The following is a 20,998-nucleotide window of genomic DNA, read 5'->3' on the forward strand; positions in this document are numbered from 1 at the left end:
TGAGAGGAGAATACCCCATGGGCAAAACACTGGTTGTCGGCGCGGGTGGCGTATCCCACGCCGCCGTGCACAAGATGGCGATGAATTCGGATATCTTCACCGAGATCACGCTGGCCAGCCGCACGAAATCGAAATGCGACGCCATTGCCAAAGCGGTCAAAGAGCGTGTTGGTGTCGATATCGCAACCGCTGAGCTGGACGCCTACAAGGTCGAAGACACGGTCAAGCTGATCAAGGAAACCGGAGCGGAGATTCTTGTGAACCTTGCTCTGCCCTATCAGGACTTGGTGCTGATGGACGCGTGCCTCGAGGCGGGCATCCACTATCTCGACACCGCGAATTATGAACCCGAGGATGAGGCCAAGTTCGAATACCACTGGCAATGGGCCTATCAGGAACGGTTCAAAGACGCTGGCCTAACCGCCATCCTCGGCTCGGGCTTCGATCCGGGTGTGACATCCGTCTTCGCGAAATGGCTGAAGAAACACAAGCTGGACACGATCCGCCAGATCGACGTACTGGACGCCAATGGTGGCAGTAACGACCAAGAGTTTGCCACCAACTTCAACCCCGAGATCAACCTGCGCGAAGTGCTGGCCGAAGTACGCCACTGGGAAAACGGTGAGTGGAAACACTCCCCCGCCATGACCCACAAGGTCGAGTTCGACTTCCCCGCCATCGGCCCCAAGAACATGTACCTGATGTATCACGAGGAACTGGAATCGCTCTCGACCCACTTCCCCGAGATCGAACGCGCCCGCTTCTGGATGACCTTCGGCGACGCCTACATCACCCACGCCAAGGTACTGGAAAACGTCGGCATGACCCGCATCGACCCGGTGATGCATGACGGCAAGGAAATCATCCCGATCCAGTTCCTGAAAACCCTGCTGCCCGATCCCGGCGATCTGGGTGCCGAAACCAAAGGCAAGGCCTGCATCGGCGACATCGCAACTGGTCAGGCCAAAGACGGTTCGGGCGAGAAGACCTATTACATCTACAACATCTGCGACCACGAAGAGTGCTACCGCGAGGTTGGTTCTCAGGCCGTCAGCTATACCACCGGCGTCCCAGCCATGATTGGCGCGGCGCAGGTGCTGAAGGGCAACTGGCGTGAGCCCGGCGTGTGGAACATGGAACAGCTCGACCCCGATGACTTCATGGACATGCTGAACGAACATGGCCTGCCGTGGCAGGTCCACGAACTCGACAGCCCGGTCGACTTCTGATCCGATTGCGCTTCATCTTTTCGAAAATACTCCGGGGGTCCGGGGGCAGCGCCCCCGGCCTCTCCACCCAAGGAGACGCCGGACATGTCTGACATGATGACAACCCAGGCCGGAGATGCCGGAGCCTTTCGCAAATTCGACCTCGGCCGTGTACCATCGCCGTGTTTCGTGGTCGACGAAATAGCTGTCGAAAGAAACCTGCGCATCCTTGCCGACGTGGGTAGCCGATCCGGCGCACATGTGCTGAGCGCCCTCAAGGCATTCTCCATGTTCTCGCTGGCACCGCTGGTCCGACAACACCTCGGCGGCACCTGTGCGTCCGGCATCTATGAGGCCCGTCTGGGCCGAGAGGAATACGGCGGCGAGGTCGCCACCTTCTGCGCCGGATACAAGGATGCCGATATCGACGAGATACTTGCGCTGTCCGACCACATCATCTTCAACTCACCGGCCCAGAAAGACCGATTTCTCGCCAAGGCACAGGGCGCAGGCGTACAGGTCGGCCTGCGGATCAACCCGGAACATTCCGAAGGCGAGGTCGCCAAATACGATCCCTGTGCGCCCTGTTCTCGTCTGGGCACACCAGTCAGTCAGTTAACTGCCGAAACGCTGGACGGAGTCGTCGGTCTGCACATGCACACGCTCTGCGAGCAGGGGTTCGAGCCCTTGCATCGCACATGGGCCTCGGTGGAGCCGAAACTCAAGCCATTCATGGGCCACCTGAAATGGCTGAATTTTGGTGGCGGCCATCATATTACCCGTGACGACTACGACAGCGATGGGCTGGTTTCCTTCATCAAATCCATCCGAGACGAGTACCACATTGATGTCTATCTCGAACCCGGCGAGGCCGTCGCGCTGGACGCAGGCATTCTGGTCGGCGAAATCCTCGACCTGCCCACCAATGGCATGAACCTTGCGATCACCGATATCTCGGCCACCTGCCACATGCCTGATGTGATCGAAGCGCCCTATCGCCCCGCTCTGATGGACGAGATCAGGGCTGGCCACACCTACCGTCTGGGCGGCCCGTCCTGCCTGGCCGGCGATGTGATCGGTGACTATACGTGGAAGAAACCGCTGGAGATCGGTCAGCGCTTCGCCTTCCTCGATCAGGCGCATTACTCAATGGTCAAGACCAACACGTTCAACGGTGTTCCCCTGCCCACAATCGCGCTATGGAACAGCGAAACGGACGAGCTGAAGATCATCAAGCAGTTCGGCTATGACGACTTCAAGGACAGACTCTCATGACCATTTTCCTCGACAGTGAACTGACAGAATCCGAGCGCACCGAAGACGCCCGCTTTCGCGTGATCCCGGTGCCGCTGGAACGCACTGTCTCCTACGGATCGGGCACCGCGAATGGCCCCGCAGCGATCATCGAGGCCAGCAACGAACTGGAACGTATCACCGGCCACGCCGAACCCTGCGTCGAGGGCATTTTCACCGAAGACCCACTGGATTGCGACGCCGCCCTGCCTGACATCATGGAACGCCTCGCCCAACGCACCGAAGCTGCCGTCCGAGCGGGCAAAGTGCCGGTGACCTTGGGCGGAGAGCATTCCCTCACCTACGGCGCGGTGACGGGCGTGGCGCGCGCCCTGAACCAGCCTGTCGGCATCGTCCAGATCGATGCTCATGCCGACCTGCGCAATGCCTATCAGGGCGAGAAACACAGCCACGCCTCGGTCATGCATCTGTTGGCCGAAGAAGGCATCCGGCTGGCTCAGTTCGGCGTTCGCGCCTTTTCGACGGAAGAGGCCAAAAGCCGCCTGAGAAACCACGTCTTTCATGTGGATGCCGAGGATCTGGTCACCGGCAATATCCACGCCGTCGACCTGCCCAGCGACTTTCCCGATCTGGTCTATGTCAGCTTCGACGTCGACGGGCTGGACCCGTCTTTGATGCCCGCAACCGGTACACCAGTCCCCGGTGGGCTGGGCTATTATCAAGCCCTGAGGCTAGTGGAGCACGCCTTGAAAGGCCGAACATGCGTGGGATTCGACGTGGTGGAACTGGCCCCGGACGGCAATGCTGCCTGGGACTTCACCGCGGCACAGATTGTCTATCGTTTGATGGCAAGCTGCTGAGACTGCAATCGGTCAGGACGGGCCAGCCCGGCCCGCCCTGCACGCTTTTCAATCCGATTTGCCGTCGTCTGCGGTCTCGTTCAGCTCCATGTGACCTTCGCTCTTGTCGAGTATGCGGCGCAGCATGGGTTCGAAAAACTCCAGCGGTTTGGTCGGATAGTTCGGATCAAAAGCGCATTGATCGTATTCGTGGCAGAAGTACCGGCAATCTTCCCAGTAAGGGCTGTCGCGGTACTTGTCGCGCGCATTCCGGTCACCCCCAAGAAAGTGGTTGTAGTAATAGCCCTGAAACACACAGTGGTGTTTGAGTATCCAATAAGTACGTTCGCTGACATAAGGCTTCATCATGGCCGCCGACAGCTCACCATGGTTGTACGGAGACAGGATATCGCCTGTATCATGCACCAGCGCTGCAATGACAATCTCCTCGTCTGCGCCGTCGTTGTAAGCACGGGTCGCAGCTTGCAGGCTGTGCTGGTAGCGATTTACCGGGTAAGGCGTCCACTCTTCATCCAATGATCGGATCGCGTCCAGAATACGATCCGCCAGGGCCGCGTTATAGGCGTCCTCGTAATCCATCACCGCCAGAAAATCTTCCTTGGTGGCGTTTTCGAAACTGGTCCAGGTGGGTTTGTGGCTTTTGTCCAGCATGGCGCGTCCTTTGGCTGATGAGCTACGCCCAGTCTACCAAATCCAGCGTGAGTAAAAAAATGAATTGATTTTATCAAACTGATAAAAAAATACTTTCGATATGCAGATCAAAGCCCTTGAAACATTTCTGTGCGTAGCCGATTTGGGCGGGTTCCACGCCGCAGCCCGCAAGCTAAACGTAACACAAACCGCCGTCAGTGCCCGCATCCGACTGATTGAAGAGGAAACCGGAAAACCCTTGTTCAGTCGTGGCGCGGGCGGCACGAGCCTGACAGACTTTGGACGACAATTCCGGCCTTATGCCGAACAGATGCTGTCGCTCTGGTCCTTTGCTTCCCGCGATTTACCCCTGCAAACCCAGAACCGAGTTGTCCTTCGACTTGGGGCGCAACTGAGTGTCTGGGACCCGCTTCTGGTTGATCTGGCCGTGCTGTATGAACAGCGCCTCGGCCAACTGTTGATGACGCTCAACTACGATCATGACCTGAATATGGTCGAGGCCGTCGCGACCCACGTTCTGGATGCAGCACTGACCCACGAAAAACCCTCGGACCCGCGTGTGCTGTATCGGGAACTGAACGCTGAACGCCTATTGCTGGTAGAAACCAAGGGATCCGACGAGGACCGGGTTTTCGTAAACCTGGAACTGGGTGAGATCTATCAGGATCATGTGCGATCGGCAGCGCGACAGGCATCCGGCCAAACGGTTTTTCTTGGAAATTGCATGATGGCTTTGCGCTATGTCCTGCGGCGGGAAGGCGCCGGGTACTTCCCGCAATACGTCATCAAAGAACACCTGCGTACAGGTGAGCTGGTCCCGGTTGCCGGATCATTGGATTTGATGCTGCCTCTATATCTGGTTGCCAGGCGAGACGGAACCGCATTTGACGACATACTTGGCTGCCTGATCGATCTGCGAGAGGTGTCTTAGGCCTGGGACAACGTTCCGTTCGCGCCCTTGGGTCGAGCACGAAATAAGGGTCGCCCCGATATCATCAGGAAAAGGCAAGAAATCAGGATGCCAATGATCGCCGGCAGATACAGCAGTATCCACAGGTTCGGATCTTCGATCACAATGGGCGAAATCAGCCCCCTTACACCTTCCAGCAAAACCAGAATCAAGAACGCGCAGAGAATTTGCGGCCAGAGGCCGAAGCGAGAGAAACTGCCAAGCGTCAGGGTCGCGTACCCGACCAAAGCCACAGCGATACAAATCGCAATCCAGGAAAAGCGCTGATGCAGTTCTTCGATCAGGCGCCCCTGACTGTGCCCGTCGGACTGCGCGACCGCATCGCGGTTATTGATCAGATCAATGGTTGAAATCGCACCGATACTGCGGTGACCCATTTCGCCACCACTGGTCAACTCCGTGATATCATAGGACGCGTCTTCAAACAGGGTCGATGACAATGTCTTTCCGTCGGCATTCAGCCTGAGCGCAACACCATCCACCATCACGAGGTGAATGCCCGTTTCCTCGTTGACGAGATAAGCTGTCGTACTGGAATAGCTGACCGGGTTTTCTTCGTCCCGCCGGTCGGACACAAAAACCTCGTGCAATGTGCCGTCCAGATCAATCTGCCCAATGTAGACCGTAACACCTTCTGCCGGGTGCAGAAATTCACCTTCGTTCAGTAGCTGTGCAGTGACGTCTCCGGCAACCTCGGCTTGCCGCAGTTCCAGTTGCTCGACCGACGCCGGGCGCAGGAAGACACTGATCACCGCCATCATCAGACCGGCGATCAGACCAAAGAAAAAAACGGCTCGCGCAAGCCGCCATGGGCTGGACCCGGTGGCCAGCATTACGGTCATTTCGCTTTCACGGCTCAATCGGTTGGTGGCGTAAACCGCCGCGGCGAATATCGCCATCGGCATCACGGTTCGGATCAGCGTTGGAAGTGTCAGAGCCGTGAATTCCAGAAACACCATCGCGGACTGACCGCCACTGATCACACGATCAAACAGGCTGACTGACCGCGTGATCCAGAAAACTCCGACCAGAACCAGAGTAAAAAAGCCGAACAGAACCAGCAATTGCCGCAGGAAATACCCATCAAAACGCGACATGTGACCTCTTCTTGGCTGTTGGCGACGTGCGGGGACATTAGGGCAAACGCAGGGCAGAGGAAACCGGGATTACCCGACCAGAATCCTGTTTTGCCAGAGCCACCGTAGTATCCGCGTCGCGCGATCCACGCCCAGAATGTCCGACCATCGGCTGAGAATACCCGCCGCAGATTCCGGGCGATCCAGCTGGTTTAGCAACGGAATGATCGGGGTCCCTTCAAGATTGGCAACCGGACGCGGCAAGGCTGGATGATACAGGACGGTCGCGGGCTCGATATGGGTTTCAGTCTGAAGGCCAGACACCGATACTCTGGTTTCTGGGGCCAGTTGCAGCGGCATTCCTTTGGGTATGTCGGTCATTTCCGGCTCGACCGGGGTTCGAGAAACCGAACTCATCGGGTGAGAGCGCGCCGACCAGAACTCCGCTGACGAAACCTTATGCTGCCGGGCATAGAATTCAGCGGCCAGAGCAGCGTGTGTCTGAACCCTCTCGGTCTGCCGGTCGCGGTAGAACGACAACGCCAGATCTGTATTTTCGGGGCGAGTCAGAACCGTATTAACAACCGCGGCGGCCTGCACCGCCTGACCCATTGCCAGCTGCACCCCTTGTGACGACAAAGGGTCAACTGTGAAACTGGCTTCTCCGACCCGCAATAAGTGCGATTCAGGAGATGTGGTTTCGATCAGGCTGGTGGCGTCGATGCGTCGGACGGGGCCAATCCGTTGCTGTTCCAGGCAGGGCGACAAAAGCGTCGATTGCGCCAACAAGTTCAGATAGAGATCGCGGCGATCTGCCGGCGACAATCCGGTGCACGAGGCCGGATCGACAAACACCATCGCGTTGACGGAATGATCTGGCAGCATCGCCCCCCAGTACCAATGCGCGTATCCTGCCTCGACACGTGTTTGCGCGCCGAATCCTCGGGGCGCGTTCCAGTAAGCGTAGAGTGCAAGCAGCGGTTGCGAAGCTGGACGAAACCTGCGCCCCAAGCCCGCCTGCCGACCGGCAGCATCCACCAATATCCGGGCGCGGATGTACTGTACTCCGCCCCGATTTTTCACGGGAATTTCCCACCCGGTTTTGAAGCGCCGAGGGCGATAAGCCCGGGCGGAATCCAAAACCTGTACCCCAGCTTTACCTGCACATTCCAACAGCAAAGCGTCAAACTTGCCACGATCGACCAACAGCCCAGTCTCTCCTTCACCAGGTCCACGACGCTCGAATGTGCCGCCCCAATGAAGAATCGAGCCGGTGGAATTCAGAAAGCCGCCTGATGCGATCTGCTCTGACAGGCCCAGAAGGTGTAGAATTGGCCTGATCGAAGGAGGCAGCGACTCTCCGACATGGGCGCGGGGAAACGCCGCGCGCTCAAGCAGGCAAACCTTCCGACCGAGCTGTGCCAATCGCAGCCCAACAGTCGATCCGGCGGGTCCCCCACCGATCACGCAGACTTCAGTGTCTATAATCTCAGGCATCGATCAGGCAGACACGGATTGTGCCGTCCCGCCAAAGTAATCCGGTCGGGCCTCGGACAGGCGGACATACGCTTGCAGGCAATAGTGCAACCAGCCGCGAATGTAGTCGCAGGCCGGGCGACCGCGATGAATCACCTCGTGATGGCACCCACCACCGCAGAGGTAGCGCGCCCAACATGTGTTGCAGGGCGACTGCCCATGAACGTGCCGCTCCACCAGCCAACGATCGCGGCGCAAATCCGGTCCGTTGAAAACATCGCCCATAGCGCCTGCCTTGTCCTCGACAAAGCGGTGACAGGCGAACAGACCGCCTTCGGCCGACACACCGAAATACCCCGCTCCTGCGCCACAGGCATACGGGCGATGGGTGCCGCGGTGAATTTCCTGCATGGCGGCCGACATGTTCGAAAACGGATAGCGCCGCCCCCGGATCACCGCCGCCTCAAACGCTTGCCCACAGAGGATCATCTGCCCCAGCATGTCGTCCAGATCCGAGCGGCTCAGCTCGTGACGGCCATTTGGCGAGGCCAGCATCGGTGAGAACCCCACCGAGTGAAATCCCATGCCCACAAACTGTTCCAGTGTTTCCGGCAATTCCATGTTCTGAGGCGTCACGGTCACACGCGCGCCGACCTGCATTCTATGCTGCCTTTCCAGCAGCGGCTCAACGCGCTTCAATATTGTGTCATAGCTGCCGCGCCCGCCACGATTGGGGCGCAAACGATCATGCGATGCGCCCACTCCATCCAGACTGATCGTGACTGCAAATCCATACATTTCAAAGAATTCGGCATCCTCTGGGCGCAGCAACGTGCCATTTGTGGTGACCGAGAACCCAACCCGCAAACCATGCGCCCGCGCGCGATCTGCTGCATACTCGGTGGTCCGATGGATTAAGTCACGATTGATCAGGGGTTCGCCGCCAAGATAGGCCAGATTGATCCGCACGCCAGGTTCGGCTTCGGCCACCAGACGGTCGACCGAGGCTTTGGCAACTTCCCATTCCATGTTCCGCGCAGGGCCTCCGAATTCTCCACCCGAGGCGTAGCAATAGGTGCAGGCCAGATTGCATTTCTGCGCGACAGCCAAGGACAGGGACCGTACGGGCATGTCTTCCGGCGGGCGGTCACCGATATACGGCGCTCCCTCCAAACCCATCGACAAGAGGTAAGCGCGCTGAGCGTCGGGATCGGAGGCGGCAAACCGCTCAGCTGCATCAGAAGGCACGTCAAAAACCCGCGACCCATCCACCGCCAGCATGTGGTGCCCGTGATCGGTTTCAAAAAAGTGCACCTGCGATGCGGGCGGAATCACACTCAATCCTCCGGCCAGAACGGGATACCGATCTCTTCCGCCGCCAGCTTTTCGCCTTCGACGCGGAGCAGTTTCATGATGTCACGCACCTGTTGAATGTAATCTTGCGCCTTTTCGTACTGATTTTTGGCCTCCAGAGCGTAAGCGTTGTTCAGGCCATCCTTGACCTGCTCAAACAGCCTGAGCGCGTCTTTGGTCTGCGCTTCGGTTCCCACCTGAACCGGTCGCAGATACGCAGGAGTCCCCTCTCCGGTATCGTATTTGGCCAGAACCTCTTTCATTTGGCGGAACCGCAGGAAATGCTCGTCACCGTCACTGTCGATCCGCACAGCCAGGGCGAAGAGGCGGCGGTTGGTGAAGGTCTTCTGCTCCAACGTCTTTACACATTTCGCATAAGCACGGTCGATGTATCCTCCGGGGCGTTCGATCTCGATAAAATCGTCGATTGCCTCCTGTGTCAGCGGTCGTAGCGACCTGAGGTAGACCTTTCCGTGCCCCGGCCCAAAGCGCAGGGTCTTGGCGGGGGTCAGGACCGGCTTGTATGCGTCACCCTGAAGTTCCCACAGCAGTTGGTTGGCCCAACGCATATGGGTCATTTCTCCGACGGCGACCTCCACCAAAGCGCGACGGGCAAAAATCAGATCGTCTTTCAGCGTCGGCCAACGCTTGGTATCGGCCGTCTCGGGATCGGCCAGCGAGAAGTACGCGTAGAGATACTGCAGGCTCAGCGTCATCTCCATCGAAGCCAACCGCTCTTGCAGATCATCGATCATTTCTTCGATCGAATCGTAGGGCTCGGTATCCGGCAATTCCGGATCAACTTCGTAGACCTCCCCGGTTTCCCGGCCTTCCACCACAATGGGCAGCTCGCTCCACATCTTGTTCACCTGATAGTGGTCAATCTGATAAGGGCGGTTCTGTTCCACCGTATTCATCGCTGCCACGTTCCCGGACGGAGATTTGTCCGACCGCAACCAGTCCAGATAGGTCTCGGCCGCGATGGGATTGTCCGGTTGCCCAGTGGGCAGAGCAGCATCATGCGGCACTTCGGCAACCACCACATCGGGGTGGTTCGACGGCCAGTAGTGGCAACCGCAATCGCGAAAATCGTGGGACCAGGGATTGCACAGGCTCTGCGTCAGTTCACCGGGGTCATAGGCGTCGCTGAACACTCCGGCGTCGGTCCTGTACTGGCGGCGATAACCATGTAGAACCACTTGCTCGGTATCTACAACGCCATCGTGATTGCGGCGTTCCAGCGCGATGGTGACCGGGTTGCCGTCACCGCATTCCAGGCTGCGAATAAAACGCCACACCATGAGCCCGTCATACGGCTCACCATTCTCATCCCTGAAGGTGATCCGCTTGCCCCCCTGTTCGACCCAGGAAAGGAACCAGCGGCCCTGGCTGAGCTTGGCGCCAACCTCACCGCTATAGGCCGTCAACAGGGATTGCACCCAGTCCTCGGGGCTGTTGTCGGGCAGCATCGGGTCGTAGAAATAGTCGACAAAGACCAGATGGAAGCCCTGCGTGTTCTTCGGTGCCTCAGGCACCGGGCTGAGCGGGACACGCGCCGCGTTGAAAACCAGACCGGGGAAAAACCGCCGGTCGAGATTGCGAACATCCATCTCAAGGCCGGGGAAACAGTTTCCGACCGATCCGTCCATGCGCGTATTGTCCGGGTTGCCCGGCACCTTATAGGCTGCGCGCGCTGTCAGGTTGCGGGGTTTGACGCGGATTTGGTCGGGGCGATCAGACATCCTGAACCTCCGTTTCCTGAGAGGACGATTGCGCCGCCAGATAGTCGATGAACGAGATCACCAGATGGTATTGCCGCCGCGAAAGGGACAGCGGGTAATAGTTGGAATCGCGCATATAAGGCGGCATCCGCGCATCGTGCATCATGTCGCGCACAATCCGCGGATCACGGAAGTTCGGGTTCGGCGTCTGGTCCGAGTTCGGGTCGGTCTCAAGCTGAGTCAGGATGCCATAAGGGGGACGTAGCAGGGTTTTCACGAAATCCGGGCGACGGCGCAGAAAATCCAGCAGATTCTCCTCATCAATCAGTTGCTCGTGCACGAATTTGGTCGCCACCGTGTAGGGCAGCCGGTCATTCGGCACCGAGTTCGAGAACACCGACACAGGTTGCGGTCGGATCAGGTCAGGGATCTTGTCGGGCGGTCTGGCGTCTTCTTCGGTCATCGAGGCCGCGTCGGTCGAGGGAAGGCCCTCGGTTGGTGAAATCTTGGTTTTTGCCTGAAGCTTGGCGTTGTCCTTCAGGCCCTGTGCCCGAATATCGTCGAGATTGATCAGGCTGTTGGTCTCGAACGCACGGCGGAAAATATCGACGACTTCGGCCTTGGCCTGCACGAAATTGTCTTTGGTTACGGACACCAGAGATAAGTCACGGTCGGCCAGGTCGTCTTCGAGACTGTAGAACGGCCGACAGTCCGGAGCGAAATCAGGCGGACCCGTCATGATATTCGCCCTTGCGGTAAACCTTTGCCCGCGCACGGACAATGTGGCCTCGATCGTGCCGTCGCTGGTATCGTCAGCCACGCCCCAGGACTGATCGTTTCCCACGCGCGCGCCGTCATAGCTGTCATGCGGTTCGGGGTCGTCCGACATCCCGCTCATCATGATCCATTTCGACCACGGCGTATCCGGGTTCAGAATGCGGTTCTGTTCGGGTACGATTTCGTGAATGCGACCATACTCGGATTTCGGCGGGTCGTTCTGGTAGCCCGGTACGGCCAGCGTTGCCGGACCGTAGGCAGCGTCGGGTGGGCCATAGACCTCGCCCTTGGGCGGGGTAAAACGCAAACGCAGGATGCTGCGGTCGACAGGCTGACCTTTGACGGGCTCGTCATGACCGCGCACCGGGTGGATGGCGCGCACCGACCCCAGAGGGATCGGGTTATGCTCATAGACCATCGGTTGTTGCTCGGATGTATGGGGACTGAAGGCCAGCAGAGGTTTCGGCGCAAAATCCTCGCCCGCGATTTCGACCCGAGCCCTGAAACCGCAAGCCGCGTCGCCGGTCCGACGTTCCGCCTTCTGGTTGCCCACTGCAACGGTGTACCGAATATGCTGCAGCGACAGCCCCTGCCCATCGAGAAAATCCAGCGAAACAGGGGTTTCGTATTCTTCACCGGTTTCCGCATCATGCATCCTGGCCCACAGCTCAAAAAACGGCGCGACCGGGCGCAAGGCACCGCCTTCATCCCGGAACCGAATTGTCTTGGGATCGGGCAGATAGGCTGAGATGCTGCCATCCTCGTTTTCGCGCAGGGTCACGTTGGATCGGATTACGGTCTTGTTGTTCCCATGCGCATCCATGTCCTGTTGCCATTCATAGCTTTCCAGGGGTGTTTCACCCGGCCCCAAACGGGCAACCGCCATTGGTGGCAAAAAAAATATCTCCTGTATCGTATCCATGCTGGGCCCTCCCCCCGTTTGGCCATGGCGGTCCCTGTTTTCAGGGCTTGGAATAGAATTGGTAACTGATTGTCTTGTCCTTGAAAAACGACTTGGACTTGTCCCGGATAATGTACCCGGGCGATCCCTTGGGGACCGGAGAAATACTCTGCTGATAGTGGAAGAAATTGTGCGGGTCGTATTTCTGCTTCACGAACAGAAGAGAGTTGAAATTGTCGCCCCAATACATCCAGCGATAGTTCAGCTGCGTCCGGCGCGGATAGTTCTGATAGACGTGACCGTTAAAGAACTCTTTCTCGTTCATCAGCTTCATGAACCCGTCAAGCCACGGCACGACAATGTCCTTTTCTTCTTCGGACAACCAGAAGACATCCACGTAAAAATTCAACGAGACATTGCGGTGAATGAAGGCATTGCCGTCCTTGCCGACCGGCACTTTGTTGATGGCACCTCCGTAGGGCTCGATCGCGACGGCGCCATACGCATTCGGCGTGCTGTCGAGGTAGTCGACCACCAACTGCCAGTCCGACGCGCTGAGCTGGCGATCAATGTAACCGGCCTGCTTGTCCTCGCGGGCCTGATCAGGAACGACCGGAATGTCGTATTTCTCGTCATATAGCCACGAGTTGATCTGCTGATACGTCCCGGTCTTCTGGTTCTCAAGCTGACCACCGATGGGTTTGTCCAGCAGCGGCTGGATCACCTTCATTCCGTCTTTCTTGCTGCCGTGATACAGACCCGAGACCAGCAGGACCTTTTCGTCCCCCTGATATGCCAGAAAAATATAAGCTCCGAACTTGTCGGAGATACCGTCTCTCATATAGTTGGCCTGCAGAAACTCCAGCGCCTTGGCCGCCTTCTTCAGCGGCCATTTGATGTGGAATCCCCAGACCTTGTAGAGCTTGTGCAGCTTGTAACGTATTTCAAGCAGCACACCGAAATTGTTGCCGGTTCCTCCCCGGATGGCCCAGAACAAGTCAGGGTTTGTCTCTTCGTCGGCGATCACGATGCTGCCATCCCACAACATGACCGTGACGCCCAGCACGTTGTCACAGGCCATACCGAACAGGCGCGAGGTGAAACCGTACCCACCGCCCATCATGAAGCCCGCCACGCAGACATCCTGGCAGGCCCCGCCCGGCACATGCAGGTGATACGAGTTCAGCACAGAGTTCAGCATCTTGAACGGCGTGCCCGGACCCACATACGCCATCGGCATATCCGGATCGACGGTCACATAGCGCATTCGGCTGGTGTCCAGCACCATTGCGTTGTTGACCGAGTACCCCGCGGTACTGTGTCGGCCGGACCGCGCGACCACCCACAGATCGTGCTCGCGCGCAAAAGCAAGGCTGGCACGCACGTCCTCAATGGTTTCGCAATATACGATGATTTCGGGATAGTCCTGAAACGCCGGATTCCAGACCTGCCGATCATTGTTGTAGTCCGGGTCCGTTGGCAATACCACCGAACCAATCAACCCCTTTTCAAACGCGCGGATCTGCTTCGGTTTGATCGGGTGAAACCGCTGTAGCGTCAGATCCGTTCGGCTTTGAATGATGCGATCTTTGGACAATAGGGTCTTACTGATCTTGCGCATTGGCGCTCCTCAATACAGATACGACATGGGCGCAGATACGCCTGGATCCGCGCTTTGAAATTGAATTTCAGGTATCAACCCATATCTGCCCGCACCCAAGCTGGCAGCAATCGACCCCTTCGGTCAAGTCAATGTTTCCAACAACAAGCGTGCTTCTTTCAGGTCGGGCAAGTCGTCATCCCGAGCGAACCGCGCCAGAACCGACCCAAGATCATCGCCCAGCGGTGCATCGTTCTGCTGGCGCCACTGGGCCAGAGCTACGGCCGAGCGCAGCTCGTAGAGGCGCGCACCTTGCTTTCCGGCAGTTTCGATTGCACGCAGCAGCAGAGGCTCCGGGTCTCCGCTTGTTTCAATCGTCAACTCGGCCTGTATTCGCAAGTGCTCTGCTTCGGCCCATTTCTCTTCTGTGTCTGCCAGAAACCGCCCGGCTTGTTGCAGCATGCGCCGCGCAGCATCGTAGTCGCCGACCTGTATTTGCAGCTCTGCAATAAGGGACAGGAAGTAACTTTTGTAGTTCCCTGCCCCGACGGCCCACCAGGCTTCGGCAGCCTTGTGCAGGTTTTCTATGCTCTCTGCGTTCGGCGTTGTCGCTGCGTCGGCCCAACTGCCCCAGAAGCGCGCGATGGTTGCCATCAGGGGCAAGGAATGCTCTTCCGCTACCTTGGCCAATGTCTCGACATCCTTCCGCAAAGCGGGAATATCGCGGGAAAGAAGGTGGACCTTGCACATGTAGACCAGGGTTTGCGCGACACTGTGTGCGTGGTTGAGTTCTTGTGCAAGCCCCAGTGCAGTGCGCTGTATGCGCAAGGCTTCCTCGTGCCGTCCCATCAGACAGTAGCACGTCCCCAAAAACGCCGCTGTGATCGCCGAATGGTCGGTGCCATAGACATAGGCAAGTTGGCCGTGCTGATCAAAGTCGTACAGCGCCCAGGCTTTTTCCAGATGCTTCTCTGCCTCTGGCAGGTTGCCCAGATGCAACTGGACCGCGCCCATAGCACGATGGCCAACCATCTGATGCTCGGTCCGGCCACTGTCTGCCGCGAGGTCGAGAATCTGAGTAGCCACGTCCTGGGCCATCCGGTATTCGGCCCGCACCAGATGGAATGCATAAAGCCCGTTCAGGACGGGGAACAACCTCTCGGTCTCGTTCGCGCGGTGACACAGTTCGCGCAGACGGGCGTAGGCCTCGCCGGTGGCGTCACCCGGTATTCCGCTTGTGGACCGCAACACACCCGCGCGCAGGATTTGAATGTCAATTTCGCGCAGGTCCCGCTCCTGGCTTTTCGGCAAATCCGCCAATTCGTCCAACGCTTTTGACAAGTGGGTCAATGCCTCGGCCAGGCCCGACCTTTCAATTGCGCGACGCCCGGCCTTTTGCCAATGTTCGACGGCCTCATCTTTGCGATTGGCCAATGTGTAGTGCTGCGCCAGAACTTCGGGCTGGGTCTGCGCCATTTGCGGCCGGTTCTCCAGCAACGCGCCGGCCGCCCGGTCGTGCATGACCTGGCGTTCGGTGCGCAACAGGCTGTCATAAGCCATGTCGCGGATCAGCGCATGCCGGAACATGAACTCATCCCCTGCGGATTCCGAAACCTGAAGGATCAGCCCTGCCGAGGACAGCTGATCCAAGCCCGCCTGCAACACTGTCGGCGACAGGATCGAAACAGACGCCAACAAGGCCAACGAAAACTGGCGTCCAAATACCGCCCCGGTCTGGGCCACTTCCTTGGCCATGCCTAGGCGGTCCAGACGCTCCATCAACGAATCCTTGAGCGTGTTGGGCACCGACAACGACGGCAGCGGGCCTGTGAGGGCATAGCCCTTATCCGTCAGTTGCAACTGCCCCGATTCCAACAGGGCGCGCGTAACCTCTTGCACATAGAGCGGAATGCCGTCGGTCTTGGCCGCGATAAGCTCACAAACCGGGGCCGGAACCGCGTTCCCCCCAGCGACGTCTGCAACGATCTCGGCGACGTCCCGATTTGCCAAACGCCTGAGGGGAATATGCAAAGTATTGTTGTGATGCCCCCAGCCCGGATCGAAACCCGGCCTGGCGGTCATCACAATAAGTACCGGCAGATCTCTGATACTTTCGATCACGTGATTGGTCAGCGACAAAGTCGTCGGATCGACCCAGTGCATATCCTCGAACAGCAGCAGAACAGGCTTTTCCTGCGCCAGCGCCGCCAATTGTTCCGTCACCGCTTCCAACGTTTTCTCAAGCTTGACCTGCGGCGGCAATTCAAGCGGGCCCAACGTGCTATCGGCGTCGACACTCAGAAGATCGGCAATCAGACGCAGATGCTCGGGCGGATGGCGTCGCATGATATGCGCCAGCTTCGCCAGTTTTTCTGCATCACTGTCTGCAGGTGCAAGACCGGCTGCGCTTTCAAGATGCTGAATGACAGGGAACAGAGCACTGTTAGCGTGCAATGGCGAGCATTGCAGATTCAGCCGCAACACGTCCTGTCCCTGCAATTCCTGACCAAGCCCTTCGATCAGGCGGGATTTTCCGATGCCGGCCTCGCCCGTAATCAGGATCGATTGACCGGCGCCCTGGCTGGCTTCGTGCCATTTCTCACGCAGCTTGTGAAACTCGGAATGGCGCCCCACAAGCCGACCGGCGCCTGCGCCTGGCATGATATCGAAACGTCGTTCAATCCGGGCCTGACCAGTGACGGTCCAAGCCTGTATCTTTTCAGAAAAACCTTTCAGTTCAAAATGGCCTTTGTCTTCCAGATCAAAGGCATTTCCGATCAATCTTCGGGTCGATGGGCTGATGATCAGATCGTTCGGCTCGGCCAGTGCCTGCAGCCGTGCGGCCAGATTCGGTGTGCGCCCCATAACCACGTCATGCTCTTTCAGGCCCTCGCCGTGGATGGTGCCTACCACCACCAGCCCGGTGGACACCCCGACCCGCGCCCGAAGCGTTTCCTGCCCTTCGATGCGTTTCAAGCCGTCCAGAATTTCCAGCCCCGCGTTAATGGCGCGTGAGGCAGCATCTTCAAGCGCGTGCGGATACCCGAAATAGATCATCGCTCCATCGCCCATGAAGCTGGCAACGTGGCCCCCAAACCGCGCAACTGCGGTTGTACAGGTTTCCTTGAAACGTCGGATCAGCTCACCCAGATCCTCGGGGTCCAGGCGTTCTGACATGGCTGTTGAACCGACCAGATCCACGAACATCACCGTCAGTTGCCGCCGTTCGGCGACAATCTTGCCATGCCCAATGACCGGAGCAACGGCCCCGGTGTCACTCAATGCCGCCATAAGGCGCCGCCTTGGCCCCAACGGCAACCCCATGTCAATCAGATCGTGTTCGGACAAATGCGCGAGATCCGACAGCGTTACTTCGTTCGACGAGAATACGGGCACGTACTTCTCCAGCCCGAGCTCCTCCAAATATGCGCCAATCTCTGTCATTGCCCCCACTGTCCCCATCCGACACCGGCTTACCGCCACCGGCCAGAGCAGACCAGTCCCGAGTAAAAGCCGTTCAGCCTTGGCAGCTTAGGCCAAGTAACTGGCGCTTTCATCGGCTGTGCGGGTAGCTTTTTCTTTCTACCCCAAAACGTCAAGTGAATTAACGGGGGCAGACGGACTTCCAACAGCCAGATTCGTGACACATTTGTCCGCCCAGAGCGGAAGCGCCGAAGCAAGTGCACTGTCCGTGTCAGCACGAAAATGCTCTATGAGGAGCATTTAGGCTGTCAGAGAAATGAGCAGATCATGGAAGGGAGGGTTCGTGGGGCGGCACCTCGCACTCGTAACCCCCTCGATAAACCAGTTGAAAAACCAGTATGTGCTAAAATTCAGACGTGCCGCCCACCAACGCAGAGTGACATTGTGGCAAAATTGTGTCCACGATTCATTGGGAAATTCACTGTTTTCAGATTTGAAACGAAAATCGGCCGCCAGAAAATGGCGCCATTAAGGGATTTCCCCAATTTCGCTGTGTCCATGCAAATCATAAAGTGAAGTTATCGGAACGCATTTATCGGACCGTAGATCCCCGAGAGGGGCTGGTGATAACCCCCTCGGCCAGCCCCTCGAACCTTCCACGCCAATATGCCGTCCGACCTGCCGACGGTCACGGTTTTCCGCCAGATTGCGCTTGCGCGGGCCGCCTCCAGAAACTCAGCGGGCAGCGTAATGCGGGATCGGTGATTGATTTGAATGGCAGGGGCAGCAGGGTTCGAACCCGCGACCTACGGTTTTGGAGACCGTCGCTCTACCAACTGAGCTATACCCCTATGGTGCGCCCTCAGATATGCCAGTGGCGCGGCGGACTCAAGAGGCTTTTTCACATTCTCCGACAGTTTGCCGCCTGACAAAAAAGTTGCGCTTGACGAGCAGTTCTTTAAGACAGGGCTCGGCCAGCAGAAGGACACCACTCTTGAGCATCCGCAAGAAAATCGCCGACAGCGAAGCCGTTCTGAACTGGTTTGCCCGGCGCATTGCAAGCTATATCCGGTTGGTCCACCGAAATACGCGCTGGCAGCGCATCGGCTATGAAGAGCTTGACAAGCTGGCCGAACAAGGTGAGCCGGTCATCGTTGTCCTGTGGCATCAACGTCTGGCCCAGTCGCCTTATTTCTTCCCCCTCGACAAAGGGCGGATCTGTTCCATCACTTCTGCCGCGCGTGCAGGCAGCATGGTCGGCCGCGTTCAAAAGCTGTTCGGGATGGATACCATCGCCATGACCAGCAGAAAACGTCATGTCGCCCTGTCCCGAGAAGTTTTGGGCAAGATGAAACAAGGCGTCTCGATCGGCATCGCCGCAGACGGGCCCCGTGGTCCGGAACGGGTTTCATCGACGGTACCGCTCATCTGGGCCCGCACCTCGGGCAAACGGGTCTTTGGCATCACCTACTCGGCCCGATATGGCCGCGAGGCAAGCACCTGGGATCGTTTGCTGATGCCGCGCCCCTGGCGCAACGAAGGCGTGTTTCTGTGCCGGGAATGGACCGAAACCGTGCCCCGCAAAGCGACCGAAGACCAGATTGAGTCTTTGCGGCAATGCCTTGAGCAGCACATGAACGACATCACCGCCGAAGCGGACCGAATGGTTGGTCGCGAACCATGGAGCCCGGAACCGCAATCAGCGCAGTTCCAGGCCTAAGGTCTGGATATATCTCATTCCGCCTTGGGTGTGTACCAGATCGGCGAGGAATAGGCCCGCTCCTGGTGGGTCAACTGAGCCTCCGGCGGCAACTCCACCCCATAGCGAAGCTTGTCGTACAAAACCCAACGCGGAGTCGGAATCTCCAGAACACGGACATAGTAGAACGCCCTCTCGGCAGGATCGAAGTCAGGATCGGTCCACACCGTGACGAACTCGGATGTGCCAATGCTGTTTATCCAACTCGCCTTCTCTAGGTCCACAGTGTTACCCACTGCGGGTAGCTTGCCGTTTCCATCCGGCTCTCTGCCGTCGGACCATGCGACATCATAGACCTTTTCCTGCAGCGTTCCGTCTGCCCTTAGCCAACCTTTGACAACCTGCACCCGGTCTAGGTTTGCGCCCACCGGATCGCGCAAAGCAGCGATCAGGAAGTTTGGCGCCCCGTCACCTTCGCGTTCTCTCAGATCACTGCCCATCGGAACGCCTTTGACATAGCCGACATCAGCGACAGCGCGCGTCTGAAGGTCTTCTTCATTGAAGTCCCAACCGCCGAAGAATCTCAGCCAAATTCTAGGTCCGGTCGTTGCATACGTCTCGCGACGTTTGAAAGCGTCGAAAATGGCGGAGCGCGAGTTTTCAGTGGCCCAAACGGCGGTGTAGCCGGAGGCGACAAGTGTGTGGCCTTCGAAGGCGCCCAAATCGCTTTGCACAAACGGATGTAGCACGCGGGTTGAGGAGGGTTCGGCGCTGACGCTTTTGCCGAAATAGTTGTCTTCTTCGGCAGTTGCCAGTGATGTATGGCTGTCGGTCGCCCCACCCATGCCGAATTTATAAGGATTCACTCCAAACTTTTCTTCTAACATGAGACCGCGCTTCAATGCCTCGCGCGCGTATTCGCCGGCCAGCATTTCGTCCGTCTTGAGCTCTGTGATATCCAGATTCCCAACGTCCCAGTTTTCGTAGTCGGCAAACTCGTCATCCGGGCTCAGAAACGGGTGCGCTTCGCCATCCCCTTTGATTTGGGTCACTTCGTAATGGGGTTCCCACTTGGCGCGATTGCTCACGTACTCTTCGTCGACTTTCCCGCCATGATACGTATCCTCGGTCGGGAACATCCAGCCATTTGACAAGTTGCCGTTATGCGCAAATGCAACTGCGCGCCCGCCCGTTTTCTCTTGATACCGCTCGAGCCATGCATAAAGGCTTTTCGGGTCCGTATCACCAAATGGGGGCTGCGTGACCGGGGGCACAAACTGCAATGCCCGAATTGGACCGTCGCGCAACATGACATTGCGGTGCAGGTTGAAGCCCTTTGGAACCGACGTCCATTCAAAACCGATGAATGCGGTAAATTTCCCCGGATCGTTGTGACGCTCAGCGGCCATCACAATATGCTCCCAGGTGAAGGCAAATGCGTCTGCACCCGGGCTATACGAGTTCAGAAGAACCTCAGGCAAAGTGCCCTGAGAAAAGTTACCTATTATGTCAAATGCGGCCTCGCCTGCCGCATCACCGCCAGCCTTGTACCCTTCATACCACTCAAGTCCCTTGGGATGGGACAACACCCCCGGCTTGCCCGCCTGCAGGTCTGGCGCGAAGCCCATCAGATCCGTGTGATCAGTCAGAACCATCCAGTCCAGCGGTCGCGCTAGCCTGACGGGTTGTCCTGTCGAAGAGATTATTTGCTCTCCTTTCGCAAACCGCCACGCTTCATCCGGTAGCAACGTATTGCCAAAGGCTCCAGCATCGAGGGACAGGCCCGTATGAAGGTGCGTATCCCCCCAAAGCGGCCGCTCAGGGATAGTCCGGTTCGCATAGGGCGAAAACGGCTTCTCTGCAAAGGTTCCTTCGGCCGCTTCCTTGCTTGGGGCACCATCCGAGAATGCCGATGTTGCAAAAACAAAACCTAAGGCGAACGAGGTCAGGAACCGAACCATTTTTTCCTCCACAAACGGCTACGCAAAAGGCTCTTTTGGTTTTGCTCGCCATCTATTTTCTAAAAAAC

General features: G+C 57.9%; 14 protein-coding genes and 1 tRNA gene. 5 read left to right on the forward strand and 10 right to left on the reverse strand.

From position 1 onward, the window contains the following. Window positions 1–17 precede the first annotated feature (17 nt). The 3 genes from AC2TDJ_RS08185 (at window position 18) to speB (ending at window position 3,322) form a co-directional block, all read left to right on the forward strand. On the forward strand, window positions 18–1,229 hold the full coding sequence (locus AC2TDJ_RS08185) for a saccharopine dehydrogenase family protein (RefSeq protein ID WP_480841046.1): 1,212 nt from the start codon (window positions 18–20) through the stop codon (window positions 1,227–1,229). Window positions 1,230–1,313: 84 nt separating this feature from the next. Beyond that, window positions 1,314–2,483, forward strand: coding sequence for a carboxynorspermidine decarboxylase (gene nspC / locus AC2TDJ_RS08190; protein WP_480841048.1), 1,170 nt, complete (start codon window positions 1,314–1,316; stop codon window positions 2,481–2,483). Then, on the forward strand, window positions 2,480–3,322 hold the full coding sequence (gene speB / locus AC2TDJ_RS08195) for an agmatinase (RefSeq protein WP_480841050.1): 843 nt from the start codon (window positions 2,480–2,482) through the stop codon (window positions 3,320–3,322). Before nspC ends, speB begins: the two co-directional genes overlap by 4 nt. Before the next feature lie 48 nt (window positions 3,323–3,370). Here speB and AC2TDJ_RS08200 read toward each other — a convergent pair whose 3' ends face one another. Further along, on the reverse strand, window positions 3,371–3,973 hold the full coding sequence (locus AC2TDJ_RS08200) for an HD domain-containing protein (protein ID WP_480841052.1): 603 nt from the start codon (window positions 3,971–3,973) through the stop codon (window positions 3,371–3,373). A 100-nt stretch (window positions 3,974–4,073) separates the two neighbouring features. On the opposite strand from AC2TDJ_RS08200, the gene AC2TDJ_RS08205 reads away from it, so the two are divergent. Then, window positions 4,074–4,904 carry a LysR family transcriptional regulator gene (locus tag AC2TDJ_RS08205; RefSeq protein WP_480841054.1) on the forward strand — a complete coding sequence of 277 codons (831 nt, stop codon included), beginning with the start codon at window positions 4,074–4,076 and terminating at the stop codon, window positions 4,902–4,904. On the opposite strand, the gene lptF is transcribed toward AC2TDJ_RS08205, so the two are convergent. From lptF to AC2TDJ_RS08245, 8 genes are all read right to left on the reverse strand, one after another. Further along, the gene (gene lptF, locus AC2TDJ_RS08210; protein ID WP_480841056.1) at window positions 4,901–6,040 is read right to left on the reverse strand and encodes an LPS export ABC transporter permease LptF; all 1,140 of its coding nucleotides are present in this window, start codon (window positions 6,038–6,040) and stop codon (window positions 4,901–4,903) included. The genes AC2TDJ_RS08205 and lptF overlap by 4 nt on opposite strands. A 69-nt stretch (window positions 6,041–6,109) precedes the next feature. Then, window positions 6,110–7,516, reverse strand: a complete 1,407-nt coding sequence (gene qhpG / locus AC2TDJ_RS08215) for a flavin-dependent monooxygenase QhpG (protein WP_480841058.1) — start codon at window positions 7,514–7,516, stop codon at window positions 6,110–6,112. A gap of 3 nt (window positions 7,517–7,519) precedes the next feature. Further along, the gene (locus AC2TDJ_RS08220; RefSeq protein ID WP_480841060.1) at window positions 7,520–8,830 is read right to left on the reverse strand and encodes a radical SAM protein; all 1,311 of its coding nucleotides are present in this window, start codon (window positions 8,828–8,830) and stop codon (window positions 7,520–7,522) included. Between the two features lie 2 nt (window positions 8,831–8,832). Further along, entirely contained in the window at window positions 8,833–10,590 is a 1,758-nt protein-coding gene (locus AC2TDJ_RS08225; protein ID WP_480841062.1) for a ferritin-like domain-containing protein, read from the reverse strand. Beyond that, a complete protein-coding gene (locus tag AC2TDJ_RS08230) occupies window positions 10,583–12,268 on the reverse strand; it encodes a hypothetical protein (protein WP_480841063.1) in 1,686 nt (561 codons plus the stop codon). The genes AC2TDJ_RS08225 and AC2TDJ_RS08230 overlap by 8 nt, the downstream gene beginning before the upstream one ends. Window positions 12,269–12,308: 40 nt before the next feature. Then, on the reverse strand, window positions 12,309–13,868 hold the full coding sequence (locus tag AC2TDJ_RS08235; protein WP_480841065.1) for an FAD-binding oxidoreductase: 1,560 nt from the start codon (window positions 13,866–13,868) through the stop codon (window positions 12,309–12,311). A gap of 123 nt (window positions 13,869–13,991) precedes the next feature. Then, window positions 13,992–17,291, reverse strand: a complete 3,300-nt coding sequence (locus AC2TDJ_RS08240) for an adenylate/guanylate cyclase domain-containing protein (RefSeq protein ID WP_480841067.1) — start codon at window positions 17,289–17,291, stop codon at window positions 13,992–13,994. A gap of 754 nt (window positions 17,292–18,045) precedes the next feature. Further along, window positions 18,046–18,121, reverse strand: a tRNA-Trp gene (locus AC2TDJ_RS08245). A gap of 143 nt (window positions 18,122–18,264) precedes the next feature. Here AC2TDJ_RS08245 and AC2TDJ_RS08250 point away from each other — a divergent pair. Further along, window positions 18,265–18,990, forward strand: a complete 726-nt coding sequence (locus tag AC2TDJ_RS08250; protein WP_480841069.1) for a lysophospholipid acyltransferase family protein — start codon at window positions 18,265–18,267, stop codon at window positions 18,988–18,990. Between the two features lie 14 nt (window positions 18,991–19,004). On the opposite strand, the gene AC2TDJ_RS08255 is transcribed toward AC2TDJ_RS08250, so the two are convergent. Next, complete coding sequence (locus tag AC2TDJ_RS08255) at window positions 19,005–20,930, reverse strand: DUF3604 domain-containing protein (protein ID WP_480841071.1); 1,926 nt, start codon at window positions 20,928–20,930, stop codon at window positions 19,005–19,007. Window positions 20,931–20,998 lie beyond the last annotated feature (68 nt).

It is taken from the genome of Ruegeria sp. HKCCD6647-2, from assembly GCF_057221075.1.

Bases quoted from the DNA above. Each gene is read 5' to 3' on its own strand.
- AC2TDJ_RS08255 (WP_480841071.1), bottom strand. From the start codon at position 20,930: ATGGTTCGGTTCCTGACCTCGTTCGCCTTAGGTTTTGTTTTTGCAACA.
- AC2TDJ_RS08235 (WP_480841065.1), bottom strand. From the start codon at position 13,868: ATGCGCAAGATCAGTAAGACCCTATTGTCCAAAGATCGCATCATTCAA.
- AC2TDJ_RS08240 (WP_480841067.1), bottom strand. From the start codon at position 17,291: ATGACAGAGATTGGCGCATATTTGGAGGAGCTCGGGCTGGAGAAGTAC.
- AC2TDJ_RS08225 (WP_480841062.1), bottom strand. From the start codon at position 10,590: ATGTCTGATCGCCCCGACCAAATCCGCGTCAAACCCCGCAACCTGACA.
- qhpG (WP_480841058.1), bottom strand. From the start codon at position 7,516: ATGCCTGAGATTATAGACACTGAAGTCTGCGTGATCGGTGGGGGACCC.
- nspC (WP_480841048.1), top strand. From the start codon at position 1,314: ATGTCTGACATGATGACAACCCAGGCCGGAGATGCCGGAGCCTTTCGC.
- speB (WP_480841050.1), top strand. From the start codon at position 2,480: ATGACCATTTTCCTCGACAGTGAACTGACAGAATCCGAGCGCACCGAA.
- AC2TDJ_RS08200 (WP_480841052.1), bottom strand. From the start codon at position 3,973: ATGCTGGACAAAAGCCACAAACCCACCTGGACCAGTTTCGAAAACGCC.
- AC2TDJ_RS08205 (WP_480841054.1), top strand. From the start codon at position 4,074: ATGCAGATCAAAGCCCTTGAAACATTTCTGTGCGTAGCCGATTTGGGC.
- lptF (WP_480841056.1), bottom strand. From the start codon at position 6,040: ATGTCGCGTTTTGATGGGTATTTCCTGCGGCAATTGCTGGTTCTGTTC.
- AC2TDJ_RS08185 (WP_480841046.1), top strand. From the start codon at position 18: ATGGGCAAAACACTGGTTGTCGGCGCGGGTGGCGTATCCCACGCCGCC.
- AC2TDJ_RS08230 (WP_480841063.1), bottom strand. From the start codon at position 12,268: ATGGATACGATACAGGAGATATTTTTTTTGCCACCAATGGCGGTTGCC.